General features: G+C 35.2%; 18 protein-coding genes and 2 pseudogenes. 11 read left to right on the top strand and 9 right to left on the bottom strand.

Annotated features, from left to right (window positions below; all coding sequences use genetic code 11):
- Positions 1-141: 141 nt before the first annotated feature.
- Positions 142-1,140: a DhaKLM operon coactivator DhaQ gene (dhaQ, locus tag JFT95_RS03125; RefSeq protein WP_201051372.1), complete on the bottom strand. Its 999-nt coding sequence runs from the start codon at positions 1,138-1,140 to the stop codon at positions 142-144.
- A gap of 19 nt (positions 1,141-1,159) precedes the next feature.
- On the bottom strand, positions 1,160-1,726 hold the full coding sequence (gene dhaS / locus JFT95_RS03130) for a dihydroxyacetone kinase transcriptional activator DhaS (RefSeq protein WP_002140640.1): 567 nt from the start codon (positions 1,724-1,726) through the stop codon (positions 1,160-1,162).
- A gap of 177 nt (positions 1,727-1,903) precedes the next feature.
- On the opposite strand from dhaS, the gene dhaK reads away from it, so the two are divergent.
- Positions 1,904-3,655: a dihydroxyacetone kinase subunit DhaK gene (gene dhaK / locus JFT95_RS03135; RefSeq protein WP_105589568.1), complete on the top strand. Its 1,752-nt coding sequence runs from the start codon at positions 1,904-1,906 to the stop codon at positions 3,653-3,655.
- 211 nt (positions 3,656-3,866) lie between these two features.
- On the opposite strand, the gene JFT95_RS03140 is transcribed toward dhaK, so the two are convergent.
- Positions 3,867-4,025, bottom strand: a complete 159-nt coding sequence (locus tag JFT95_RS03140) for a hypothetical protein (protein ID WP_002087237.1) — start codon at positions 4,023-4,025, stop codon at positions 3,867-3,869.
- Complete coding sequence (locus JFT95_RS03145) at positions 4,025-5,119, bottom strand: response regulator aspartate phosphatase (RefSeq protein WP_201051374.1); 1,095 nt, start codon at positions 5,117-5,119, stop codon at positions 4,025-4,027. Before JFT95_RS03145 ends, JFT95_RS03140 begins: the two co-directional genes overlap by 1 nt.
- Positions 5,120-5,734: 615 nt before the next feature.
- Between JFT95_RS03145 and JFT95_RS03150 the strand changes: the two genes are divergently transcribed.
- Positions 5,735-8,122 (top strand): immune inhibitor A domain-containing protein, encoded by a 2,388-nt coding sequence (locus JFT95_RS03150; RefSeq protein ID WP_199663146.1) that lies wholly within the window; start codon positions 5,735-5,737, stop codon positions 8,120-8,122.
- Between the two features lie 589 nt (positions 8,123-8,711).
- Here JFT95_RS03150 and JFT95_RS03155 read toward each other — a convergent pair.
- Both JFT95_RS03155 and JFT95_RS30095 read right to left on the bottom strand, forming a co-directional pair.
- Positions 8,712-9,542 carry a VanW family protein gene (locus tag JFT95_RS03155; RefSeq protein ID WP_201051376.1) on the bottom strand — a complete coding sequence of 277 codons (831 nt, stop codon included), beginning with the start codon at positions 9,540-9,542 and terminating at the stop codon, positions 8,712-8,714.
- Positions 9,543-9,630: 88 nt separating this feature from the next.
- Positions 9,631-9,834: pseudogene (locus JFT95_RS30095) on the bottom strand (hypothetical protein); the annotation flags it as partial.
- A 691-nt stretch (positions 9,835-10,525) separates the two neighbouring features.
- Between JFT95_RS30095 and JFT95_RS03165 the strand changes: the two are divergent.
- The 5 genes and pseudogenes from JFT95_RS03165 to JFT95_RS03185 all read left to right on the top strand — a co-directional run bounded on the left by JFT95_RS03165 (position 10,526) and on the right by JFT95_RS03185 (position 16,753).
- Positions 10,526-12,262, top strand: coding sequence for an S-layer homology domain-containing protein (locus JFT95_RS03165; RefSeq protein WP_201051378.1), 1,737 nt, complete (start codon positions 10,526-10,528; stop codon positions 12,260-12,262).
- A gap of 140 nt (positions 12,263-12,402) precedes the next feature.
- Positions 12,403-12,717, top strand: coding sequence for a PadR family transcriptional regulator (locus JFT95_RS03170; protein ID WP_201051380.1), 315 nt, complete (start codon positions 12,403-12,405; stop codon positions 12,715-12,717).
- Between the two features lie 16 nt (positions 12,718-12,733).
- Positions 12,734-13,345, top strand: a complete 612-nt coding sequence (locus JFT95_RS03175; RefSeq protein ID WP_002035046.1) for a DUF2812 domain-containing protein — start codon at positions 12,734-12,736, stop codon at positions 13,343-13,345.
- Positions 13,346-13,530: 185 nt separating this feature from the next.
- A pseudogene (locus JFT95_RS03180) lies at positions 13,531-14,961 on the top strand (IS4 family transposase).
- Between the two features lie 361 nt (positions 14,962-15,322).
- A complete protein-coding gene (locus tag JFT95_RS03185) occupies positions 15,323-16,753 on the top strand; it encodes an IS4 family transposase (protein ID WP_201051382.1) in 1,431 nt (476 codons plus the stop codon).
- A 283-nt stretch (positions 16,754-17,036) separates the two neighbouring features.
- Here the strand turns inward: JFT95_RS03185 and JFT95_RS03190 are convergent, their stop codons facing one another.
- On the bottom strand, positions 17,037-17,144 hold the full coding sequence (locus tag JFT95_RS03190; RefSeq protein WP_078178455.1) for a YjcZ family sporulation protein: 108 nt from the start codon (positions 17,142-17,144) through the stop codon (positions 17,037-17,039).
- A gap of 265 nt (positions 17,145-17,409) precedes the next feature.
- Entirely contained in the window at positions 17,410-17,880 is a 471-nt protein-coding gene (locus tag JFT95_RS03195) for a hypothetical protein (protein WP_085309537.1), read from the bottom strand.
- Positions 17,881-18,153: 273 nt separating this feature from the next.
- Here JFT95_RS03195 and JFT95_RS03200 point away from each other — a divergent pair, with 273 nt between their 5' ends.
- From JFT95_RS03200 to JFT95_RS03210, 3 genes are all read left to right on the top strand, one after another.
- Entirely contained in the window at positions 18,154-18,543 is a 390-nt protein-coding gene (locus JFT95_RS03200; RefSeq protein ID WP_000448809.1) for a YflT domain-containing protein, read from the top strand.
- A 50-nt stretch (positions 18,544-18,593) separates the two neighbouring features.
- Positions 18,594-18,794, top strand: coding sequence for a CsbD family protein (locus tag JFT95_RS03205; RefSeq protein WP_000004264.1), 201 nt, complete (start codon positions 18,594-18,596; stop codon positions 18,792-18,794).
- A 74-nt stretch (positions 18,795-18,868) separates the two neighbouring features.
- Positions 18,869-19,120: a GlsB/YeaQ/YmgE family stress response membrane protein gene (locus JFT95_RS03210; RefSeq protein ID WP_000522902.1), complete on the top strand. Its 252-nt coding sequence runs from the start codon at positions 18,869-18,871 to the stop codon at positions 19,118-19,120.
- A 163-nt stretch (positions 19,121-19,283) separates the two neighbouring features.
- Here the strand turns inward: JFT95_RS03210 and JFT95_RS03215 are convergent, their stop codons facing one another.
- Complete coding sequence (locus JFT95_RS03215; protein WP_201051384.1) at positions 19,284-19,484, bottom strand: methyltransferase; 201 nt, start codon at positions 19,482-19,484, stop codon at positions 19,284-19,286.
- 196 nt (positions 19,485-19,680) lie between these two features.
- On the opposite strand from JFT95_RS03215, the gene rsbV reads away from it, so the two are divergent.
- Positions 19,681-20,019: an anti sigma b factor antagonist RsbV gene (gene rsbV, locus JFT95_RS03220; protein ID WP_002011067.1), complete on the top strand. Its 339-nt coding sequence runs from the start codon at positions 19,681-19,683 to the stop codon at positions 20,017-20,019.
- Position 20,020: the final 1 nt, after the last annotated feature.

The raw sequence follows: 20,020 nt of genomic DNA on the forward strand, positions 1-20,020 counted from the left end.
CGCATTTCGAAACTGGCGGATAACTTGCAAATAGTATGTATGCTTCGATTTATTTACAGATACCTAAGGTTTATACATTCTTCATATAAGTCAGTACTTTTGATTACTAAACGTTCAATCATCATAATGTTTAGTTTATTGTTACCAACCACTCGCTCTAACATCCGCCTTCAACCACTTCACCAAATCCGAATCTTCTATTTTAAGCAAACTGAGCGAAACACCTTTCATATCTAAAGAAGTGAGAAGGGTACCAACCTTTACGAACTTCACATGTAAGCCTTCCAGCTCACATAAACGGCGAATATCGTTTGCGAAAATGTATTGTTCCATTAATGGTGTCGCACCGAGTCCGTTAATGAGGATGGCAAAGTTGTCACCTTTTCTCCAGCGATAAATGCTTTTTAGTTTGTTCATAAGTTCAATCGCTAATATTTCAGAAGAGGATAGTGCTTCTTTGCGGTAACCTTTTTCGCCATGAATACCAACGCCGTAAAAGACTTCATCGTCGTTTAATGTGAATGAAGCTTTTCCTTGTACTGGATCGTTTGCAGGTGAAAGGGCGACTCCTAATGTGTGTAAGTTTTGGATGACAGATTGGCCAAGTGCTGTTAGTTCTTCTAAAGAATGACCGCTCTCAGCGGCCGCACCTAATATTTTTTGAACGAAAACGGTGCCAGCTACGCCGCGTCTTCTTTTATTAAAAGAAGCATCATCTTCAATTGAAACGTCGTCATTTACGATGATGTGGTCAATTTGTCTTCCTTCTTCTTTGGCGATTTGTTCTGCAGCTAAAAAGTTTTCTACGTCATCTTTAAAGTTTTTAATAATGAATAAAATACTTTTATCTTGTGGCATTAAGCGAGTTGCCGCCACAATTTGTTCCACTGTAGGGGGAGTGAAGATACTGCCGTTTACTGCCGCTGTAAGCATACCTTTTCCTACATAGCCAATATCGGCTGGTTCGTGTCCGCTACCACCGCCGCTTATAATGGCGACATTTTGTTTCATTTCTGCGATATCTTTTACATAAATGATGTTATGTGTTTCGTCGTAATTTACTTTGTCGTTATGTTCAAAATAAAAGCCATGCAGCATATCTTGAACAATATTTTCTACATCATTCATAATCTTTTTCATTGCTTTTGCCACCCTTTAATTACTTTGCTGATTGCTCGAGTAATAGTAGTAATTGATTGTTTATCATATTTTTCATGAGAGAAGACATAATGGATGGATCTACTTCACATTTGCTTTCAATCCAATCTTTTATCGTCCCAACGAAGCCGTGACTATAAAAAGAGGCAATCGTATTTTTTGTCTCATTCGAAAGGCTGAATCTACAGCTCATGGATAGTTCATCAATAATCTTCATATATAAGTTTTTCGTATGCTCAAATAAATAGTGATTAAACGAATTTTGCTCAATGACTTTAAAGGCATTTCGGTAAAATTTTTGATTTTCATAAAAGTAATCAAATAATAAATCGAAAATGTTTTCCCATGTTTCATAATCAAGAAAGTCTATAATATTTTCTTTCGTTTCTTCTTTATAAATCCAGCTTAATAGTTCGAATTTATCTTTAAAATGATAATAAAAAGTTTGTCTACGCATTTGACAGTGTAACATAATATCGCTCACTGATATTTTATGAAACGATTCTGTTTCCATTAAATGTTTCAATGAGTTCGCGATTATCTTTTTAGAAATTATAGAAGAGGTCATCTGAATCATCCCTAGAATGTAGTAATATGAAAATCCTATCTACAAATGAAAGAAGTGTCTTTAGACAGATTGTCCATTTTGTCCGTTTACTATAAAACGCTTTCATTTTACTATGAGTAGTAAGAAGAAGATTTCAAATATATCACAATATATTAAAGGAATTGAGGGAGAATCACAATGAAAAAGATTATAAACAAACCAGAAACATTAGTAATGGAAATGTGCAACGGAATGGTGATGGCTCATCCAGAGCTTGAGTTTTTGAAAAAGTATAAAGTTATTAAGAAGAAAGAAATGAATGAAAATAAAGTAACGTTAATTAGCGGCGGCGGTAGTGGTCATGAGCCAGCGCATGCAGGTCTAGTCGGAAAAGGAATGCTGGATGCAGCAGTGTGCGGAGATGTGTTTGCTTCTCCTTCACAAATTCAGGTATATCAGGCGATTAAAGAGACAGCTAGTAAAAAAGGTACGTTATTAATTATTAAAAATTATAGCGGCGATATTATGAATTTCAAAAACGGTGCACATTTAGCGACTGAAGATGGAATTGAAGTCGACTACGTAAAAGTAGACGATGATATTGCGGTAGAAGATAGCCTGTATACAGTAGGACGCCGCGGTGTTGCGGGAGTTATTTTAGTGCATAAAATTGCCGGCGCAGCAGCGGAAGCAGGAATGGATTTAGGAGCGGTGAAAGCTGTAGCGGAAAAAGCAGCGGCTAACGTGCGTACAATCGGTTTAGCATTAACTTCTTGTACAGTTCCAGCAAGCGGATCACCTACTTTTACACTTGCGGAAGATGAAATGGAATACGGCGTAGGTATTCACGGTGAACCAGGTATTAAACGTGAAAAAACGCTGTCAGCAGATGAATTAGCTAACCGTATGACAAATGATTTAATAAAAGATTTAGGAGTAAAAGATGGTGAGGAAATCGCACTTCTAGTAAATGGTTTTGGCGGCACACCACTGCAAGAACTTTATCTATTTAATAATGCAGTTACGAGAGAATTAGCTGCTAGAAACATTAAAATCAATAGAGTATTCGTCGGTAATTATATGACGAGTATCGATATGGCTGGTATGTCTTTAACAGTGATGAAGTTAGATGACGAGTTAAAAACGTTGTTATCGAAAGAGTGTAATACACCAGCGTTTAAAGTAGATGGACCAGTTGAAAGTGTAGAGTACGTGAATGTGCTTGAAGATGTAGAAGAGAAGGAAGTTTCCTTCGAAATAGAAACAGCGGAAGAGCACGCTGTTATTAAAAATAATGTCATTACATTAAATAACATGATCTATCTCGTTGATAAAATGAGTGACATTATTATTAAAAATGAAGTACCGTTCTGTGAGTTAGATACACATGCAGGTGACGGCGACTTCGGAATGAGTGTTGCAAAAGGATTTAAGCAATTAAAGCGTGAGTGGCATTCTATTTTAGGACAAGAGAATGTAACGATTGGATCATTCCTTGACGGTTGTTCAATGATTATTATGGAACATTGCGGCGGCGCTTCTGGTCCAATTTGGGGCGGAGCATTCCGCGCAGCTAGTAAAGCAGCAGGCGAAAAACGTGAGTTAACAGCCAAAGAGTTCGCTGAAATATTGCAAGCGGCACTTCAAGGCATACAATCTATCGGTGAAAGATCGTTCGGTAGAGGAGCGGTAGTTGGTGATAAAACACTTGTTGATGCACTTGCTCCATGTGTAGATTCTTGGTTAGCTAGCGCTTCAAACGAAGTAGACGTGAAAACTGCCTTTGAAAAAGGAGCAGAAGCAGCGGTTAAAGGAGCAGAGTATACGAAAGAAATCGTAGCTCGTATGGGTCGCGCTGGTACAGTTGGTGAAAGAAGCTTAGGCTATCCAGATGCAGGTGCACATGCGCTTGGAGTTATCTTTACGGAGATTGCGGGTAGTTTGAGATAGGAATTAGAAGATCCCCTCTGCCTTATGGTGGAGGGGATTTTAAATTTAGTGAAATGGTATATTAATGTGGCTTAGAAGCAAATAATTTCGGTGCAGAGTTTAAGGTTAAATGGGCTGAAGTTAATAAGTAGTCTGCTATATGTTGTTTAAGAAAGGGCACTCCATTGAGGGAGTGCCCTTTTCGTAATTAATGATATAGAATCTCTTTATATTACCAGGAGTCACCGTGGCTGGATTGCATGTACATAATTGTACTAGATTTAGTCGAATTAACCTGTTCTTTAGAATCTGATTGTGAAGGGAATGCTAACCCTATAGATAAAGCAGCTGAAAGTGCTAAGCCTAAAATCGTTCCAAAAAGTTTTTTCATTATTTTAACGCTCCTTTTTCGAAAGTTTTTTCTTTAGCTTGATGACTAATATAAAAGTATTTACTAGCTTTTACAGTGTCGTTTTCTTCGTAAAACTTGATTGCTAATTTTTCAGTGTATTCTTGTGTGTAATTATAGAGTTGTTGTGTGTCGAAAAATGAGATAGCTTCCCAAGATAATTCTTCGAGAATAGCAGCTGGAACACCTTTATTCATACAATCTAAAATTTTGAAATGATATAGGTATTCTTTATTGTCTAATTGCTCACAAATCGCCACCCCTCGTTCGATCAACTCGGCCGATTGATTAACTTCACCGAGTTTGAAATGTTCTCTAGCTTCAAGGAAAAGGGCTTTAAAATGCTCCGGAGTTTTAGTTGTTACTTCTGATAAGTGTCGAATTGCTAAAGTGGATAAGTTTTGGCTACTATATAAAAACCCTAAATTATTGCGGACTCTTAATATTAGGGAATCCTCATTATTTTTACGTAAAATATCTATTGCAGAATTAAATTTTTCTTCTGCTACAGGGAATTGTTTTATATCAATACATGCTAAACCGTATAAGTTCTCACAAGCGGCAACATTATTTTCATAACCATTATGTTTAGAGAAAATCTCTTTAGCTTTAGTCACATGTTGAATTGCTAATAGAGGTTGATAGGTATGAAGATAGAAGTTAGCAAAACGATAGCTAAACTCACCTATTTCAAGATCGTCATGAATATGTTGTAATAGCGTTTCGGCTTTTTCGTAGTATTCCCAGGCTTCATTGTTGTTTGAAATTAGTGTGGCGTGAATCCCTTTGAAAAAGTGATAATAATAAGACAACGATTCATTTTTGGGTATATTCAGTGAATCAATTGTCTGGAAGCTTGTTGGTGTGATGCTTAAATGATCAAGCAGAACTTTAAAGCGAAAAGTAAGAAGTGAGTAATGGAATAGTAAATTTGAATCTTCATTAATGCTATTTATGTATTTATCAATTTCGTCTTTTAAGTGTGTTGCTTCTTTTAGGTGCTGGGCACGTATCTCTTGATACCAATTATTTAAAAGTTGTGTGATCATATCTTTTGTTTTTAGGTGACTTACCATAATTCTCCCCACTTTCTACTATGTTTATTTGTATATTGATATGTATATACTAGCAAGAAATTAAGTGTGATAGAGTGATATATTGAAGGGAAAAAACTTCTTCAATAATTTTCTGATAATTTAAAAGGTAATTAGAATATAAATAGAAAAAGAATTCAATCGGATTCCTTAGGTGGTGATCATTTACTTATTGCAAAAAAAATAAGTGAATCGAGCGAATATGACTATTGCACTTAAAATAAATAACAGCCTTTTTGTAAAGTGAATCTACATAAACTGATTCGAAATTTTATAAGAATCCATATGGAAAGCATTCATTTAAATAACAAACAGCCCGAGTTCCAATGAGGAACTTGGGCTGTTTGTTATTTCCTTTCCTAGCACTACTCTATCGCCATCAAAACAAAAGAACGAGTGATCCCACTTTATGGTTATGTGTAAAACATAAACTAGTAGAAGTTTTGTATTTTCTTATTCTACGTATCCCACCCTGCACAAAAAAATATTTCTCAACATTTTATCTATTGAAAAATATTGAATATTCTTATTATAAAGAATATTATGTTGCTATCGGCAAAAAAAACGATAATTCGCAGACACTGGGGAGGAAATGCATTGAAAAAGAATAAGAAGTTAAAACCATTATCAGTTTTAGCAACAGCGGCAGTACTAAGTAGTAGTTTTGCTTTTGGAAGTCATGCAGCGTATGCTGATACACCAACACCATCTCTACCAATAGATGAGCATTTAATACCGGATGAGCGTTTGGCGGAAGCACTAAAACAACGGGGTGTAATTGATCAATCTGCATCACAAGCTGAGACGTCAAAGGCTGTCGAAAAATATGTTGAGAAAAAGAAAGGGGAAAACCCTGGTAAAGAAATCTTGACAGGAGATAGTCTTACGCAAGAAGCTTCTGATTTTATGAAAAAAGTAAAAGATGCAAAAATGAAGGAAAATGAACAGGCGCAGCAGCCAACAGTAGGGCCAGTAGCTGGACAAGGTGCAGGATTGAATTCTAGTAAATTAAATGGAAAAGTACCTACTGCACCAGCGAAGCAAGAAGAGTACAACGGTGCTGTTCGAAAAGATAAAGTACTTGTTTTACTTGTAGAATTTAGCGATTTTAAGCATAACAATATTGATCAAGAGCCAGGATACATGTATTCTAAGGACTTCAATCGTGAACATTATCAAAAAATGTTATTTGGTGATGAACCATTTACGTTATTTGATGGATCGAAGATTAACACATTTAAACAATATTATGAAGAACAATCTGGCGGCAGCTATACAGTTGATGGAACTGTAACGGAATGGCTTACTGTTCCAGGGAAAGCTTCAGATTACGGTTCGGATGCAGGAACTGGCCATGATAATAAGGGTCCTTTAGGGCCACGTGATTTTGTGAAAGAAGCATTAAAAGCAGCGGTAGCAAAAGGAATTAATTTAGCAGATTATGATCAATTTGATCAATACGATCAAAATGGTGATGGAAATAAAAACGAGCCAGATGGCATTATTGATCATTTAATGGTTGTACATGCTGGTGTTGGTCAAGAAGCTGGCGGCGGTAAATTGAAAGATGATGCGATTTGGTCTCATCGTTCAAAACTTGGATCAAAACCATATGCGATTGATGGCACAAAATCTTCTGTTTCGAATTGGGGCGGAAAGATGGCTGCATACGATTATACAATCGAGCCTGAAGATGGAGCGGTTGGTGTGTTTGCGCATGAGTATGGTCATGATTTAGGCTTACCAGATGAGTACGATACAAAGTATTCAGGACAAGGTGAACCTGTTGAGTCATGGTCTATTATGAGCGGCGGTAGCTGGGCTGGGAAAATTGCAGGAACAGAGCCAACGAGTTTCTCACCACAAAATAAAGAGTTTTTCCAAAAGAATATGAAGGGCAACTGGGCGAATATCGTTGAGGTAGATTATGATAAACTTCGCACGGGAGTCGGTGTTGCAACATATTTAGATCAAAGTGTTACAAAATCAAAACGACCAGGAATCGTTCGTGTTAACTTGCCAGACAAAGATATTAAAAATATCGAGTCAGCATTTGGTAAGAAGTTTTATTACAGCACAAAAGGAAATGACATTCATACAACACTTGAGACACCGGTATTTGACTTAACAAATGCAAAGGATGCTAAGTTCGATTATAAGGCATTCTACGAACTTGAAGCGAAGTATGATTTCCTTGACGTATATGCGATTGCAGAAGATGGAACGAAGACACGTATTGATAGAATGGGCGAAAAAGATGTAAAAGGCGGCGTGGATACAACTGATGGTAAGTGGGTTGATAAATCATACGATTTAAGCCAATTTAAAGGGAAAAAAGTAAAACTGCAATTTGAGTATTTAACAGATATTGCAGTAGCTTATAAAGGATTTGCGTTAGATAATGCTGCATTAACTGTAGATGGCAAAGTTGTTTTCTCAGATGATGCAGAAGGCGGGCCAGCAATGACGTTAAAAGGATTTACTGTATCTAACGGATTGGAACAGAAAAAAAATAACTACTACGTAGAGTGGAGAAATTACGCTGGTTCTGACACGGCGTTAAAACATGCGCGTGGTCCAGTCTTTAATACAGGAATGGTTGTATGGTATGCGGATCAAAGCTTTACAGATAACTGGGTAGGTGTTCATCCAGGTGAAGGATTCTTAGGAGTAGTAGATTCTCATCCAGAGGCAATCGTAGGTACATTAAACGGACAACCGACTGTGAAGAGCAGTACGCGTTATCAAATTGCCGATGCGGCATTCTCATTTGATCAAGCGCCTGCATGGAGAGTAGACTCGCCAACTCGCGGTATCTTTGACTATAAAGGATTACCAGGAGTTGCAAAATTTGATGATTCTAAGCAGTACATCAACAGCGCTATTCCAGATGCAGGACGTAAGTTGCCGAAATTAGGATTGAAGTTTGAAGTAGTAGGTCAAGCTGAAGACAAATCTGCAGGTGCAGTTTGGATTCATCGATAGAATAAGGTGAAACTATGAGAGCTGTCCATAAGTTGGTGAAACTGACTTATGGACAGCTCTTTTCTTATTCTAGAAACGTGGCAGTTTAGTTTAGGAACCAGTTCATTGGAAAGGAAGATATAAAATTTATTTTCAATAAAAACGAGAAATGATATCTCTAGAAAATTTCCTTTTACTTCTATATACGAGGTGTAAAACAAAGGGAGAAAGTCAGTAGCGGTCCTGTTATATTCTGCATAGCAGCGATTTATATGTCGAGAAATCAAAATAGATTTATGTAGCATGTCGCTTTAGTTTTAAAAGTAGAAATAAATCAGTAAATTACAATGTAGCATTATTCAAATTAATTGAAATGCATGAGCAAAAATACATTCTCATACGAAATTTTTATTAAATTACAAAATACTTATCAGATTTGATTGTAAGAAATGATAAGTATAATTGATTTTTTATGATGTACAGAAAAAATTAATTATCACATCCCTTTATTTTCACACTAGAACCTAAAAAGAGATGTGCCTATTAATTATATGAAGAGAGGCATGTAGTGTGTTACTAGACAAAAATACTTGATACACCAATGTTACCTTCACTCACCCTCCTCATTATTATAAGCTAATAGTGGTTCGTACATCATTATAGCGTGATTCTCCGTTACATATTGGTCTTCTATAAACTGTTTCTGTTGAGTATATACTTTACGTTGAATAACATTATGTCGTATATAACCACCCCAGTATGCAGATTGGATTGAGTGTTCTTTTTCATATACTTCATATTGATAAAGCTGCGGATGGGCAATTCTCCACTCACCGACTAAATGCTTATCTGTAATATAAAGGTGAAGTTGATACGATTGGTCCGTTTCATTTTTGATTTGTAAATCCAAATAATTATAAGAACAAGTCGCTCCACTTCCAAATGGTTGGGTCCGCTTGGAATCAGGAAAGACATCAAAACTATGACGATATCGCTCTGTTACTGTCAATGGTGTATGTAAGGTCATCCAATATATTAAATTTGAAAGCTGACAAAGCCCTCCTCCAATGCCTGCTTGAAAAGATCCATAGTGTAGTATCATGCCCTCTACATACCCTTTTCTCCTCGTAGGCTTACCTATTAAACGCCAGTAAGAGAATGTTTCTCCCGGTCTAATGACGATACCATTTAGTTGTTTAATAGCAATCTTCAAATTAACAACTTTATTCTGTTGATACCACATATCTACATCTTTGAGCTTACGAAGTAGTATCGTTCGATGCTGAATCGCTGTATAGGGTAACTTTTCTTGTTGAAACGTTTTTGCATATGTTTTTCCATCTGCTAACCACTGAATGTACCTCTTTGTAGAGTAATACCATGTCCCTAGTAGAATGCGATACTTAGACCGCCGTTTAGGACGTAAGTTCACTAAATTCATTTTATTTCCTCTCTCCATCGTTTTCATATGTTACCATTTCCGTAATTACGATCCCAATCAATTGTCTTATTAATGCCTTTGAATTTACCCAAGTTTTCCCGCACAGAACTGTAATATTAATTGTCGCATTCTCTCGTTTTTTAACTACATTCTTATATGTATATCCATCAATAAATTGTACTTTTCTTAACTGCATAGTAATTAACATAAATAGATAAAAGACGCAAAAAAACAGTATAATTAATCTAATGGGGACCTTGTTTTTTCCATTTTTCGAATTGCTTATAGTCATGTGAAACTCTGCCTCAATATGATAAATTCAAATAAACACATTATAAATATAAAGGATAACCTTAAATAAAGAATAATGAAAATTAAAGAAATTCTAAAGAATTAATATATTTTTACTAAATATTGATTGATAATAAGTTGTTTTTTGAGACTTTACTAGGTTCTGTTGCAAAGTTTCTTAGCAAATAAAAAGTTAAGTTAATTACAATGAATCATGTTAAAAGGTATGTTCTCAGGATTATATTGTGATTTTAATGGAGATAGCATTGTTTTTTAGGCTACATTTTAGCGAAATAAAAGCTCAAAAATCGATATGTATATTTACAATGTTACATTAGTATTTTTCTTTTTATTTATCCCGCATTAACGGGCAGTAAAACTCCCACCTTAAAATGCGGCTGGAGCAAAGAAGTTAGGTGGGAGATCAACTGCCCGTAAACGCCCGATTGGTGAAGGCTAATAATCAGTGGGGGATGAACAAAACCCCCACTGATTAAAGTTTCACTTTATATATTCGCAAGTAAAATAGCATAATATCAGTATGAATCCCTATAGTGATATGAATTTTTGCATATTTTGAAATTCAGTATATCCTCCGAAAAGTTTTGATTGTATAATGTGTTTTGTTATATTATTTTAGATTTTTCGACAAAAAACAACAAAAAATAGAAGACGTATTGGGAGAATGCATTATGTACACAAAACTATTAAAATCAATTACATCATTATCACTTATTGGTGGTGCGTTATTATATACAAATGGCAGTGATGTGAAAGCTGCGGAAGCGGGCGTTTTTTCTGATGTACCAACATCGCACTGGTCATATCCTGCGATTAAAGACTTAGCGAGTAAAAATATTATTTCTGGTTATGGAAATGGGATGTTTGGTTTTGGTGATGTTGCGACGAGGGAGCAAGTTGCAGCTTTAATTTATCGTGTGTTAGTACCGAATAAGCAAGGTGGTACGTTTAGTAATGATGCTGCTCGTTATGTATTACAAGATGGGTCTACTTTAAATAATCCGTATGGAGATATTCGCTCAGGTTCTACAATGTTTCCAGAAGAGGTTTTAACATTAACGAAATTGGGGATTTTTAAAGGTGATGGAAATGGCGGTTTTAGACCGAAAGATTCTGTTAGCCGCGCAGAAATGGCACAAATTATTAAAAATGCGTTCCAAGTTTCAGCTAAACAAAAACATACATTTAATGATGTTCCAAATGGATTTTGGGCAGAAAATGCGATTAGTGCGGTGCAGTCAAACGGGATTGCATCTGGTACAGGAGACGGGAAATTTGAACCAGCTAAAACGGTAACGCGTGAACAGTATGCACAGTTTTTATATAATGCATTGAAATATAAAAAGCCTGAGGTTGCGGTGCAAGATACAGGAGATGCGGCATTATTAGCAGCATTCAAAAATGAAGTACAAACGCGTATTAATACGTATGAAACGAATATTACACTTCCATATAAAACGAAAAACAGTAATACAAAAGAAGTGATGAATACACTTTTCACCGCATATAAAGAAGTCGCAAGTAAAAATGAGTATACAAATTATAATAGGTCGAATGTTTCATATGGACTTTCTGGATCCCCTGGAAATTATACATTTACGTTAAAGATTACATATCGCGAAACGAAAGAACAAACAGAATATGTGATGAAACAAGCGAAAGCGATCGTTTCTTCTATTATTCAAGTCGGGATGGATGATCATGAAAAAGTGAAGGCGATTCATGATTATGTTGTAAAACATGTTTCTTACGATACGTCTTATAAAGCGTATACCGCATATGAGGCACTCGCGAATCGTTCTGCCGTTTGCCAAGGTTACACACTATTAACCTATCAATTATTAAAAGAAGCTGGAATTGAGAATCATTTTGTAGTAGGAACTGGAGACGGTCAGCCTCATGCTTGGAATTTAGTTAAAATCGATAGCAAGTGGTACCATCTTGATACAACATTTGATGATCCAGTGCCAGATGTACCAGGCCGCGTAACGTATTCATATTTCAACTTATCAGATGAGCAAATTGCGAAGAATCACGTGTGGAACCGAGGGGACTATCCGCAAGCTACAACAAACTATTATAGTACATTAACAAATAAAATTGCGACAGGTGGTACGAAAACACCTGCATATCAGCAAATATTGAAAGATACAAAATTAAATTATTTAGCAAATGAATACATCGCCAATAACTATACTGAGTTGAAAAATAAAATGCAGCAGCGTTATAGCGAAAAACCAGAAAAGATTGAAGTTCTTTATAAGCAATCAATGGACGGTTCACTGCAAGATGTGAAAAAAGTAATTGGAGAAATCGGTTATCCGCAAGGAGCGAACCGTGTTTCTTATAAAGCTGAGCCGTATAATGTGAAAGAAGGATATTCTTTAGTGACGATTACGTTTATGTAAAAAAGAAACCTAGATCCTATGAGATCTAGGTTTCTTTTTTGTACCTAAATTTGACATATACAGTCAGACTGTATAAAATAAAACTATACAGTTCGACTATATAGTTTAGCTATATATTAATCGTTACATTGGAGGCCTTTATGAATAGAGATAAAAATTTACCATTAACGGAAACAACGTATTACGTTCTTTTAGCTTTATTAGAGCCAGCTCATGGATATTTAATTATGCAAAAGGTGGAGGAACTTAGTAATCATCAAGTGAAAATCGCAGCGGGTACATTGTATGGTGCGGTTGAAAATTTATTAAAGCAACAATTAATAGAATCTGTAAAAAGTGGAGATAAACGAAGAAAAGTGTATGTCATTACTGAACGCGGGAAAGAAGTATTACATTTAGACTTTATGAGAATGCAGCACATTATTGGGGTTACAAAAAGCTTATTAAATGTATAGTTAGGGGGAAGCAAAGATGTGGAGATTGAAATTCTTTTTAGACTTTGAGAAAGAAGAGAAATGGTTAGAAGAGATGGCTTGGAAAGGCTATCAACTAAAAAGTAATACATTCGGTTATAAATTTAAAATCGCAGAACCAGAGGATGCGACAATTAAAATAGATTATAGAATATTTTATAGACGAAGTGATTTTATTAATTATTGTACGTTATTTGAAGATAGCGGCTGGAAGCATATAGCCGGTAAATGGTGGGCAGGCACGCAATATTTTAAAAAGATAGATGAGGAAAGTGAAGATGACATTTTTTCAGATCAAATGTCACGAGCAGGGAAGTATAAACGTTTATCTAAGACATTTTTAGAATTAGCAATATGCTATTTGCCGCTGTTAATCCTATTTATGTTTAATAATACAATTGATTTAGGAGTGATTTTAAATCCGAAAGGCCTATACTATACACCAGGATTATGGGATATGCACGGTGCAGCATTTTTAGGATCATTATTATTTGAAACGCCATTTGCATTAATGAGAGGTATTTCATGGTTGTTTATCCCAGCTGCGATTGGTATGTTTTTCTTTTTCTCATATAAAGCAAATCGATTGTATGAAGAGAGAAGATACTAGGAGGACCCCCTTAAAGTTGATGCTTTGAGGGGGATTCTTTTGAATTTGTAAATGGTGTACTTTGTTAGCTTGATGGGCATGTGGTACTACCCCATCACTATCAAGCTAACAAAACAAAATACCCCCTAAAATGAAAAAATACGCTATGCTTTCTGTAGAATCATAGGAAAGGATGGCGTTTTTGTATGTCTATTTCTGTATCTGATGAATTACAACTATTTGCTCAAGAAATTCAAAGCTTCTTATCCCCAAATATCTTACGAGATTTTGCTAGAGATGTTGGTTTTGTTCAACGAACCAGTAAGTACCAAGCAAAAGATTTAGTCGCTTTATGTGTATGGATGAATCAAAATGTCGCTACGACGTCTTTAACTCAGTTATCTAGCTGTTTAGAAGCATCGACAGAAGTGCTCATCAGTCCCGAGGGACTGAATCAACGATTTAATACAGCAGCCGTCCAATTTTTACAACACACACTATCCGAACTACTAAACCAAAAATTAACCTCATCTATACCGATTTCTTCTCCATATACTTCTGTTTTCAAGCGTATTCGTATTTTAGATTCAACTGCATTTCAACTTCCAGATCCCTTTTCGTTTGTTTATCCAGGTGCAGGAGGATGCAGCCATACAGCGGGAGTAAAGATTCAGCTTGAGTATGATTTATTAAGTGGACAGTTCCTTCATATTCATACAGGTCCAGGTAAACAACATGATCGAACCTACGGTTCCCTGTGTGCCCCAACTGTAACAGCGAATGATTTATGTATCCGAGATTTAGGTTATTTCCATTTGAAAGATCTTCAACATATACAAGATAAAAAGGCTTATTATATCTCACGTATCAAATCGAATACACGTATTTATCAAAAAAATCCTAATTCTGATTATTTTCAAGATGGCAGAATCAAGAAAGGTACAGAGTATATCCAGATAGATATGGAGGTTTTAATGAACTCTCTTCAACCAGGACAAACATATGAAATATCCAACGCTTATGTAGGAATGACGGATAAAGTCCCAACTCGTGTGATTATTCATCGACTAACAAAAGAACAACAACAAAAACGATTACAAGATCAAACTGTAAGAGAAAAAAAGAAAGGAATGAAGTATTCTGCTCGTAGTAAACGACTTAGCGGTATCAATGTATATATGACAAATACCCCTACAGATATTGTCCCGATGGGGCAGGTGCATGATTGGTATTCTTTACGTTGGCAAATCGAGATTTTATTTAAAACGTGGAAATCATTCTTTCATATTCATCATTGTAAAAAGATAAAACGAGAACGATTGGAATGTCATTTGTATGGAAAACTGATTGCCATTCTACTCTGATCTTCTACCATGTTTCAAATGCGGCAATTACTTCTTATGAAAAAGAAACGAGAACTGAGTGAATATAAGGCCATATATATGATTAAAGATTACTTTCTTCTTCTTTTCCAAGCTATACAGAAAGACACCCAAGAGCTATCAAAGATTCTAATTCGCCTGTTCAACCTCCTACAGCAAAACGGGAGAAAATCTCATCGATATGAGAAGAAAACAGTCTTTGATATATTAGGTGTCGTTTACAATTGTACCATGTCTGATAATCAAGCGGCTTAATTCAAAAAAATGAAACCCGTTAGGGTATATTTCGTATGCAAATCTTTAAATTCCTTACACATAACCTTTAGAAAAAAGAAACAATCTCGCCTAAAATTGACTTTGTATAAGCTTAGCTTGATAGCGATGTGGTACTACCCCATCACCATCAAGTTAAGAATTTGGTTGTTCCCCAAAACGAAAAAATGTACTTTTTTGTTACAAGTAGCACAAAATTTCGTTCTGGGGGTACTATAAAATTTTAGCTTGATGGCTATGGGGTCTCGCCACATCGCTATCAAGCTAATAAAAAGAAATGCCCCCTAGAATGAAAAAATGCGCTATTCTTTCTGTAGAATCATAGGAAAGGATGGCGTTTTTTATGTCTGTTTCTGTGTATGACGAATTACAACTATTTGCTCAAGAGATTCAAAGTTTTTTATCTCCAAATACCTTACGGAATCTTGCTAGAGATGTTGGCTTTGTACAACGAACCAGTAAGTACCAAGCAAAAGATTTAGTAGCTTTATGTGTATGGTTGAGCCAAAATATAGCTATGACTTCTTTAACTCAGTTATCTAGCTGTTTAGAAGCATCAACAGAAGTACTCATCAGTCCTGAGGGACTGAATCAACGGTTTAATAAGGCGGCCGTCCAACTTTTACAACACCTACTAGCCGAACTACTAAGCAAAAAATTGGCCGCATCTATGCCGATTTCTTCTCCATACACTTCTGTTTTCAAGCGTATTCGTATTTTAGATTCAACTGCATTTCAACTCCCGGATGTATTTTCATCGGTTTATCCAGGTGCAGGAGGATGCAGCCATACGGCTGGGATAAAAATTCAACTTGAGTATGATTTGTTAAGTGGACAGTTCTTACATATTCATACAGGTCCAGGTAAACAACATGATCGCACTTACGGCTCTCTGTGTGCCCCAACTGTGACAGCGAATGATTTATGTATCCGAGATTTAGGTTATTTTCATTTAAAAGACCTTCAATATATACAAGATAAAGAGGCCTACTATATCTCTCGTATCAAGTCGAATACACGTATTTATCAAAAAAATCCTAACCCTGATTATTTTCAAGACGGAAGAATTAAGAAAGGTACAGAGTATATACAGATAGATATGGAGACGTTAATGAGCTCCCTTCAACCAGGACAAACATGTGAAATAGCTGATGCTTATGTAGGAATGATTGATAAAGTGCCAGCTCGTGTAATTGTTCACCGATTAACAAAACAACAGCAACAAAAACGATTACAAGATCAAGCTGTAAGAGAAAAAAAGAAAGGAATGAAGTATTCTCCTCGTAGTAAACGGCTCAGTGGTATCAATGTATATATGACAAACACCCCTACAGATATTGTCCCGATGGGACAGGTACATGACTGGTATTCTTTGCGTTGGCAAATCGAAATTTTATTTAAAACGTGGAAGTCATTCTTTCAAATCCATCATTGTAAAAAGATAAAACCAGAACGATTGGAGTGCCATTTATATGGTCAATTGATTGCCATTCTACTCTGTTCTTCTATCATGTTTCAAATGCGCCAATTGCTCCTCATGAAGAAAAAACAAGAGCTTAGTGAGTATAAAGCCATATATATGATTAAAGACTATTTTCTTCTTCTATTCCAAACTATACAAAAAAACACCCAAGAGCTATCAAAGGTGTTACTTCGCCTGTTCAATCTCCTACAGCAAAATGGGCGGAAATCTCATCGATATGATAAAAAAACGATCTTTGATATATTAGGTGTCGTTTACAATTGTACCATGTCTGATAACCAAGCCGCTTAATTCAAAAAAGTGAAACCCGTTAGGGTTTATTTCGTATGCAAATCTTTCAAACACTTACACTTGCTCTTTAGAAAAAAGAAACAATCTCGCCTAAAATTGACTTTGCATAAGCTTAGCTTGATAGCGATGTGGTGCTCCCCCTGTTAGTAGTAATTTTAATATCACTATGGATAAATTACTTTTAAAACTTTACTTCCGAGAACGATAATTATGTAAATAAGCTGTCCATATGGGCAGCTTATTTTATTTTTTGTTTAGCACGGGGATCTTTTCCGATAGTTTTTTAGCAGAAGCAAGCAGCTCCAACGATGATTAATAAAATAAACAATACAACTAATAAAGCAAATCCTCCAGCGAAGCGACAGCCGCCACAACTACCACCAAAGCCCATAACAGTTCCTCCTTTAGATAGGAGGGGGAAGACAAAGGTTCACTCATGTGTTTTAACGGATTCAATTTACTTTATGCATTTATGAATGGAGCAGGTCCTTTTGAAAATAAAGAAAAGACACCTTATAAGGTGTCTTCCTTCAATTTGAAACATTTTAAGTTTAATAATATACGGTCTCGCCACTTACCTATTAAGCTGAAATTTTATAGTATTTCTGAACAAAATTTTGTGCTGATTTTGAATCCTTAAGTTGATGGGGATCCTTTTATGTTTTATCATTTTTAAAAAAATCCTTCATTATCTTAGCGCCTTTAATATTCACCGTTACAGCTTCTACTTTATCTTTCTTCTCATCTTTAGCAATCGTAATTTGTTCCTTATTATCAACCCACACAAGAAACTCTTCTTTTGAGTCATCTTTATATGTAACGGTTATAGTAGAATGCGCAGATGCCCTCTTTTTTTGATCTAGTGTGATTGTTTTCGGTGTTCCTTTTTGGACTGCTGAAGCGATTGATTGTATCATTTCCTCGTTATCTGTTTGAGATTTGGAACTAGTATTACTTGTTGTTCTAAGCATCTCAATGTTGGTAATGTCTGCAGAGTTTAATTGAATGGCATTTTTCGTATTTTCTTGCTTAGTTGTTGGAGTATTATTTGTAGTAGAAGTGCTTGTACAGCCTATTAAAGTGAAAGATAGAGCGGTTAGAGCGCATATAGATATGATTTTTTTCATAGTATCCCTCCTTACGTTTAATTATAACAATTTTCTGTTATTTTAGGTGGTTATTGTAAGGAGATAATTTTGTAAATCATAGGGAGACATGTTTACTAGTTTTAATGATGTTCGTATGAATAATATGAAGCGTATATATGAAAAATATGCGGTTCATTCTCTATCAAAATCAAAATTCACATAATTTTTTTCATATTTTATGTTTAACATTTCGAAAATGGGTGTATTACATATAATATAACAAATAATTCATTTTAGAGGAGGAAGTTAAAGATGGAAACGAAGTATAGTAAACCTTTTGTATATGAATTTATTACGGAGAAAGAGGTCATGAATGCAGCGAATGATCTAGTGAAGAAAGGAATCGACCAAAAAGATATTTACGTATTAACACATGAGAAAGAAAGGACAGATAGAATCGCAGACAATGCAGACGTGAATACAATTGGAATAAAAGAAGAGGGACTTGGGACAAGTATTATTAATGTTTTTCAAAAAACAGGAGATCAGTTAAGAAATAAGATGCAAGAATTAGGACTTAATGAGGAAGAAGCTAACTTTTATGAAGAAAAACTGGATGAAGGGAAAATCTTGTTATTCGTTAAGGATTTAGAAAGAGTCGGTGAATGGTTACAAGAAAGAAGATGCACGTATTCTATTTAAATTCATACTCTTTAAATCTACAAATCTATTACGAAAAGGAGATTGGAAATATGAGTGAGAGCGGGCTAAAGGAACAAATTACTGGTAAAGTTGAAAAGAAAAAGGGGCAAGTAAAAGAAGGAATTGGTGAAGTTACAGAAGATAGAGAGTTGAAAAATGAAGGGAAGTGGGAGAAGACGAAGGGAACTGTAAAAGAAAAAGTCGGAAAAGTGAAACAAAAGATAAGTGATGGATTGGATAACAAAGAATAATACATGTTTATCAAGCTTTGGTTAAACGCCAAAGCTTGATAAATCCATTATAAAAATATATAGGAGGTCTAATTGTGGGACTTATTATTACGTGTATTGTAGGTGGACTTATTGGTGCGTTAGCTGGAATGATTACGGGAAAAGACTTTCCTTTAGGTATAGTTGGTAATGTTATTGCCGGATTAATCGGATCTTGGGTAGGTAGTGCGTTATTTGGTCACTGGGGCCCTGAATGGGGAGGCATCTTTATTCTTCCAGCTTTATTAGGTGCAATCGTCTTTATTTTAATCGTTACATTCTTTTCTAGAATGCTACGGAAAGCGTAAGTATGATAATGAATAGTAATCTTAAGTTTATTATATATAGCTATAAAGTTAATAAACTGATAAAAATACATAAAAAAGCATCCAATTAAAATAATTTGGATGCTTTTTTAATGTATTTTACATAGGAATCAGTGAGGATGGCCCCACTGATTGAGATTACATATTAAGCTATCGTTACTTTTTTACAATTATTTATTCTTACGACCTGCCTTGGTTCTATATGAGATAAGTCGTCGGTATTACCTATATCAACTACAATTGTATTCGTTAGTATGTTAATAATGGAACCAATTAATTTTGTAGCATGATTGTGTCGATAAGAAAATTGAACGAAATCTCCCTTTTTAAAATTGTGCTCTTCCATAGATAGATCCCCCTAAAAATAATGTTTATACATTATACATACACAAATTTATAAGGTTTAAACATTTGGTAGTATTTTTTTAGTGTTAAGCTGAGAAAGGTGTAGAAAATTTATTTATAATTAAAATGAAAAAATATGTTTAAAACTAATTTTTATGGGTAATTAAATAGTAGTAGTTTGAGATAAGGGGGCGGAAATGATGAATTTGGCAATAAATATTTTGCAAAATGATTTAGGTTATACAGTACAACTTAATGGTGAGATTGATGCGTATACAGCATCAGATTTAAAAAATAAGGTAATGCCTATTGCAAGTGAGAAAGAGGTTTATATAGTAGTAGATTTTAATAAGGTAGATTATATGGATAGTACAGGTTTAGGCGTTTTTATAGCGCTATTAAAAGCAATTAAGAAAAATGATGGAAAACTAGAGTTTATTGGTGTATCTAAAAGGTTAAAAAGATTATTCGATATTACAGGACTAACAGAAATATTAAATTTGAATTCAGATTTTGAAAAAGTAGAAAGAAGGTGAC

The sequence above is a fragment of the Bacillus sp. TH17 genome (assembly GCF_016651125.1).
Classification (GTDB): Bacteria; Bacillota; Bacilli; order Bacillales; family Bacillaceae_G; genus Bacillus_A; species Bacillus_A mycoides.

What these genes read in the sequence shown, in the direction of transcription:
- JFT95_RS03170 (WP_201051380.1), top strand. Translation starts at nt 12,403, where the DNA reads ATGAATAGAGATAAAAATTTACCATTAACGGAAACAACGTATTACGTT.
- JFT95_RS03200 (WP_000448809.1), top strand. Translation starts at nt 18,154, where the DNA reads ATGGAAACGAAGTATAGTAAACCTTTTGTATATGAATTTATTACGGAG.
- JFT95_RS03190 (WP_078178455.1), bottom strand. Translation starts at nt 17,144, where the DNA reads ATGGGCTTTGGTGGTAGTTGTGGCGGCTGTCGCTTCGCTGGAGGATTT.
- JFT95_RS03205 (WP_000004264.1), top strand. Translation starts at nt 18,594, where the DNA reads ATGAGTGAGAGCGGGCTAAAGGAACAAATTACTGGTAAAGTTGAAAAG.
- rsbV (WP_002011067.1), top strand. Translation starts at nt 19,681, where the DNA reads ATGATGAATTTGGCAATAAATATTTTGCAAAATGATTTAGGTTATACA.
- JFT95_RS03195 (WP_085309537.1), bottom strand. Translation starts at nt 17,880, where the DNA reads ATGAAAAAAATCATATCTATATGCGCTCTAACCGCTCTATCTTTCACT.
- JFT95_RS03175 (WP_002035046.1), top strand. Translation starts at nt 12,734, where the DNA reads ATGTGGAGATTGAAATTCTTTTTAGACTTTGAGAAAGAAGAGAAATGG.
- JFT95_RS03165 (WP_201051378.1), top strand. Translation starts at nt 10,526, where the DNA reads ATGTACACAAAACTATTAAAATCAATTACATCATTATCACTTATTGGT.
- dhaK (WP_105589568.1), top strand. Translation starts at nt 1,904, where the DNA reads ATGAAAAAGATTATAAACAAACCAGAAACATTAGTAATGGAAATGTGC.
- JFT95_RS03145 (WP_201051374.1), bottom strand. Translation starts at nt 5,119, where the DNA reads ATGGTAAGTCACCTAAAAACAAAAGATATGATCACACAACTTTTAAAT.
- JFT95_RS03215 (WP_201051384.1), bottom strand. Translation starts at nt 19,484, where the DNA reads ATGGAAGAGCACAATTTTAAAAAGGGAGATTTCGTTCAATTTTCTTAT.
- JFT95_RS03140 (WP_002087237.1), bottom strand. Translation starts at nt 4,025, where the DNA reads ATGAAAAAACTTTTTGGAACGATTTTAGGCTTAGCACTTTCAGCTGCT.
- dhaS (WP_002140640.1), bottom strand. Translation starts at nt 1,726, where the DNA reads ATGACCTCTTCTATAATTTCTAAAAAGATAATCGCGAACTCATTGAAA.
- dhaQ (WP_201051372.1), bottom strand. Translation starts at nt 1,140, where the DNA reads ATGAAAAAGATTATGAATGATGTAGAAAATATTGTTCAAGATATGCTG.
- JFT95_RS03155 (WP_201051376.1), bottom strand. Translation starts at nt 9,542, where the DNA reads ATGAATTTAGTGAACTTACGTCCTAAACGGCGGTCTAAGTATCGCATT.
- JFT95_RS03185 (WP_201051382.1), top strand. Translation starts at nt 15,323, where the DNA reads ATGTCTGTTTCTGTGTATGACGAATTACAACTATTTGCTCAAGAGATT.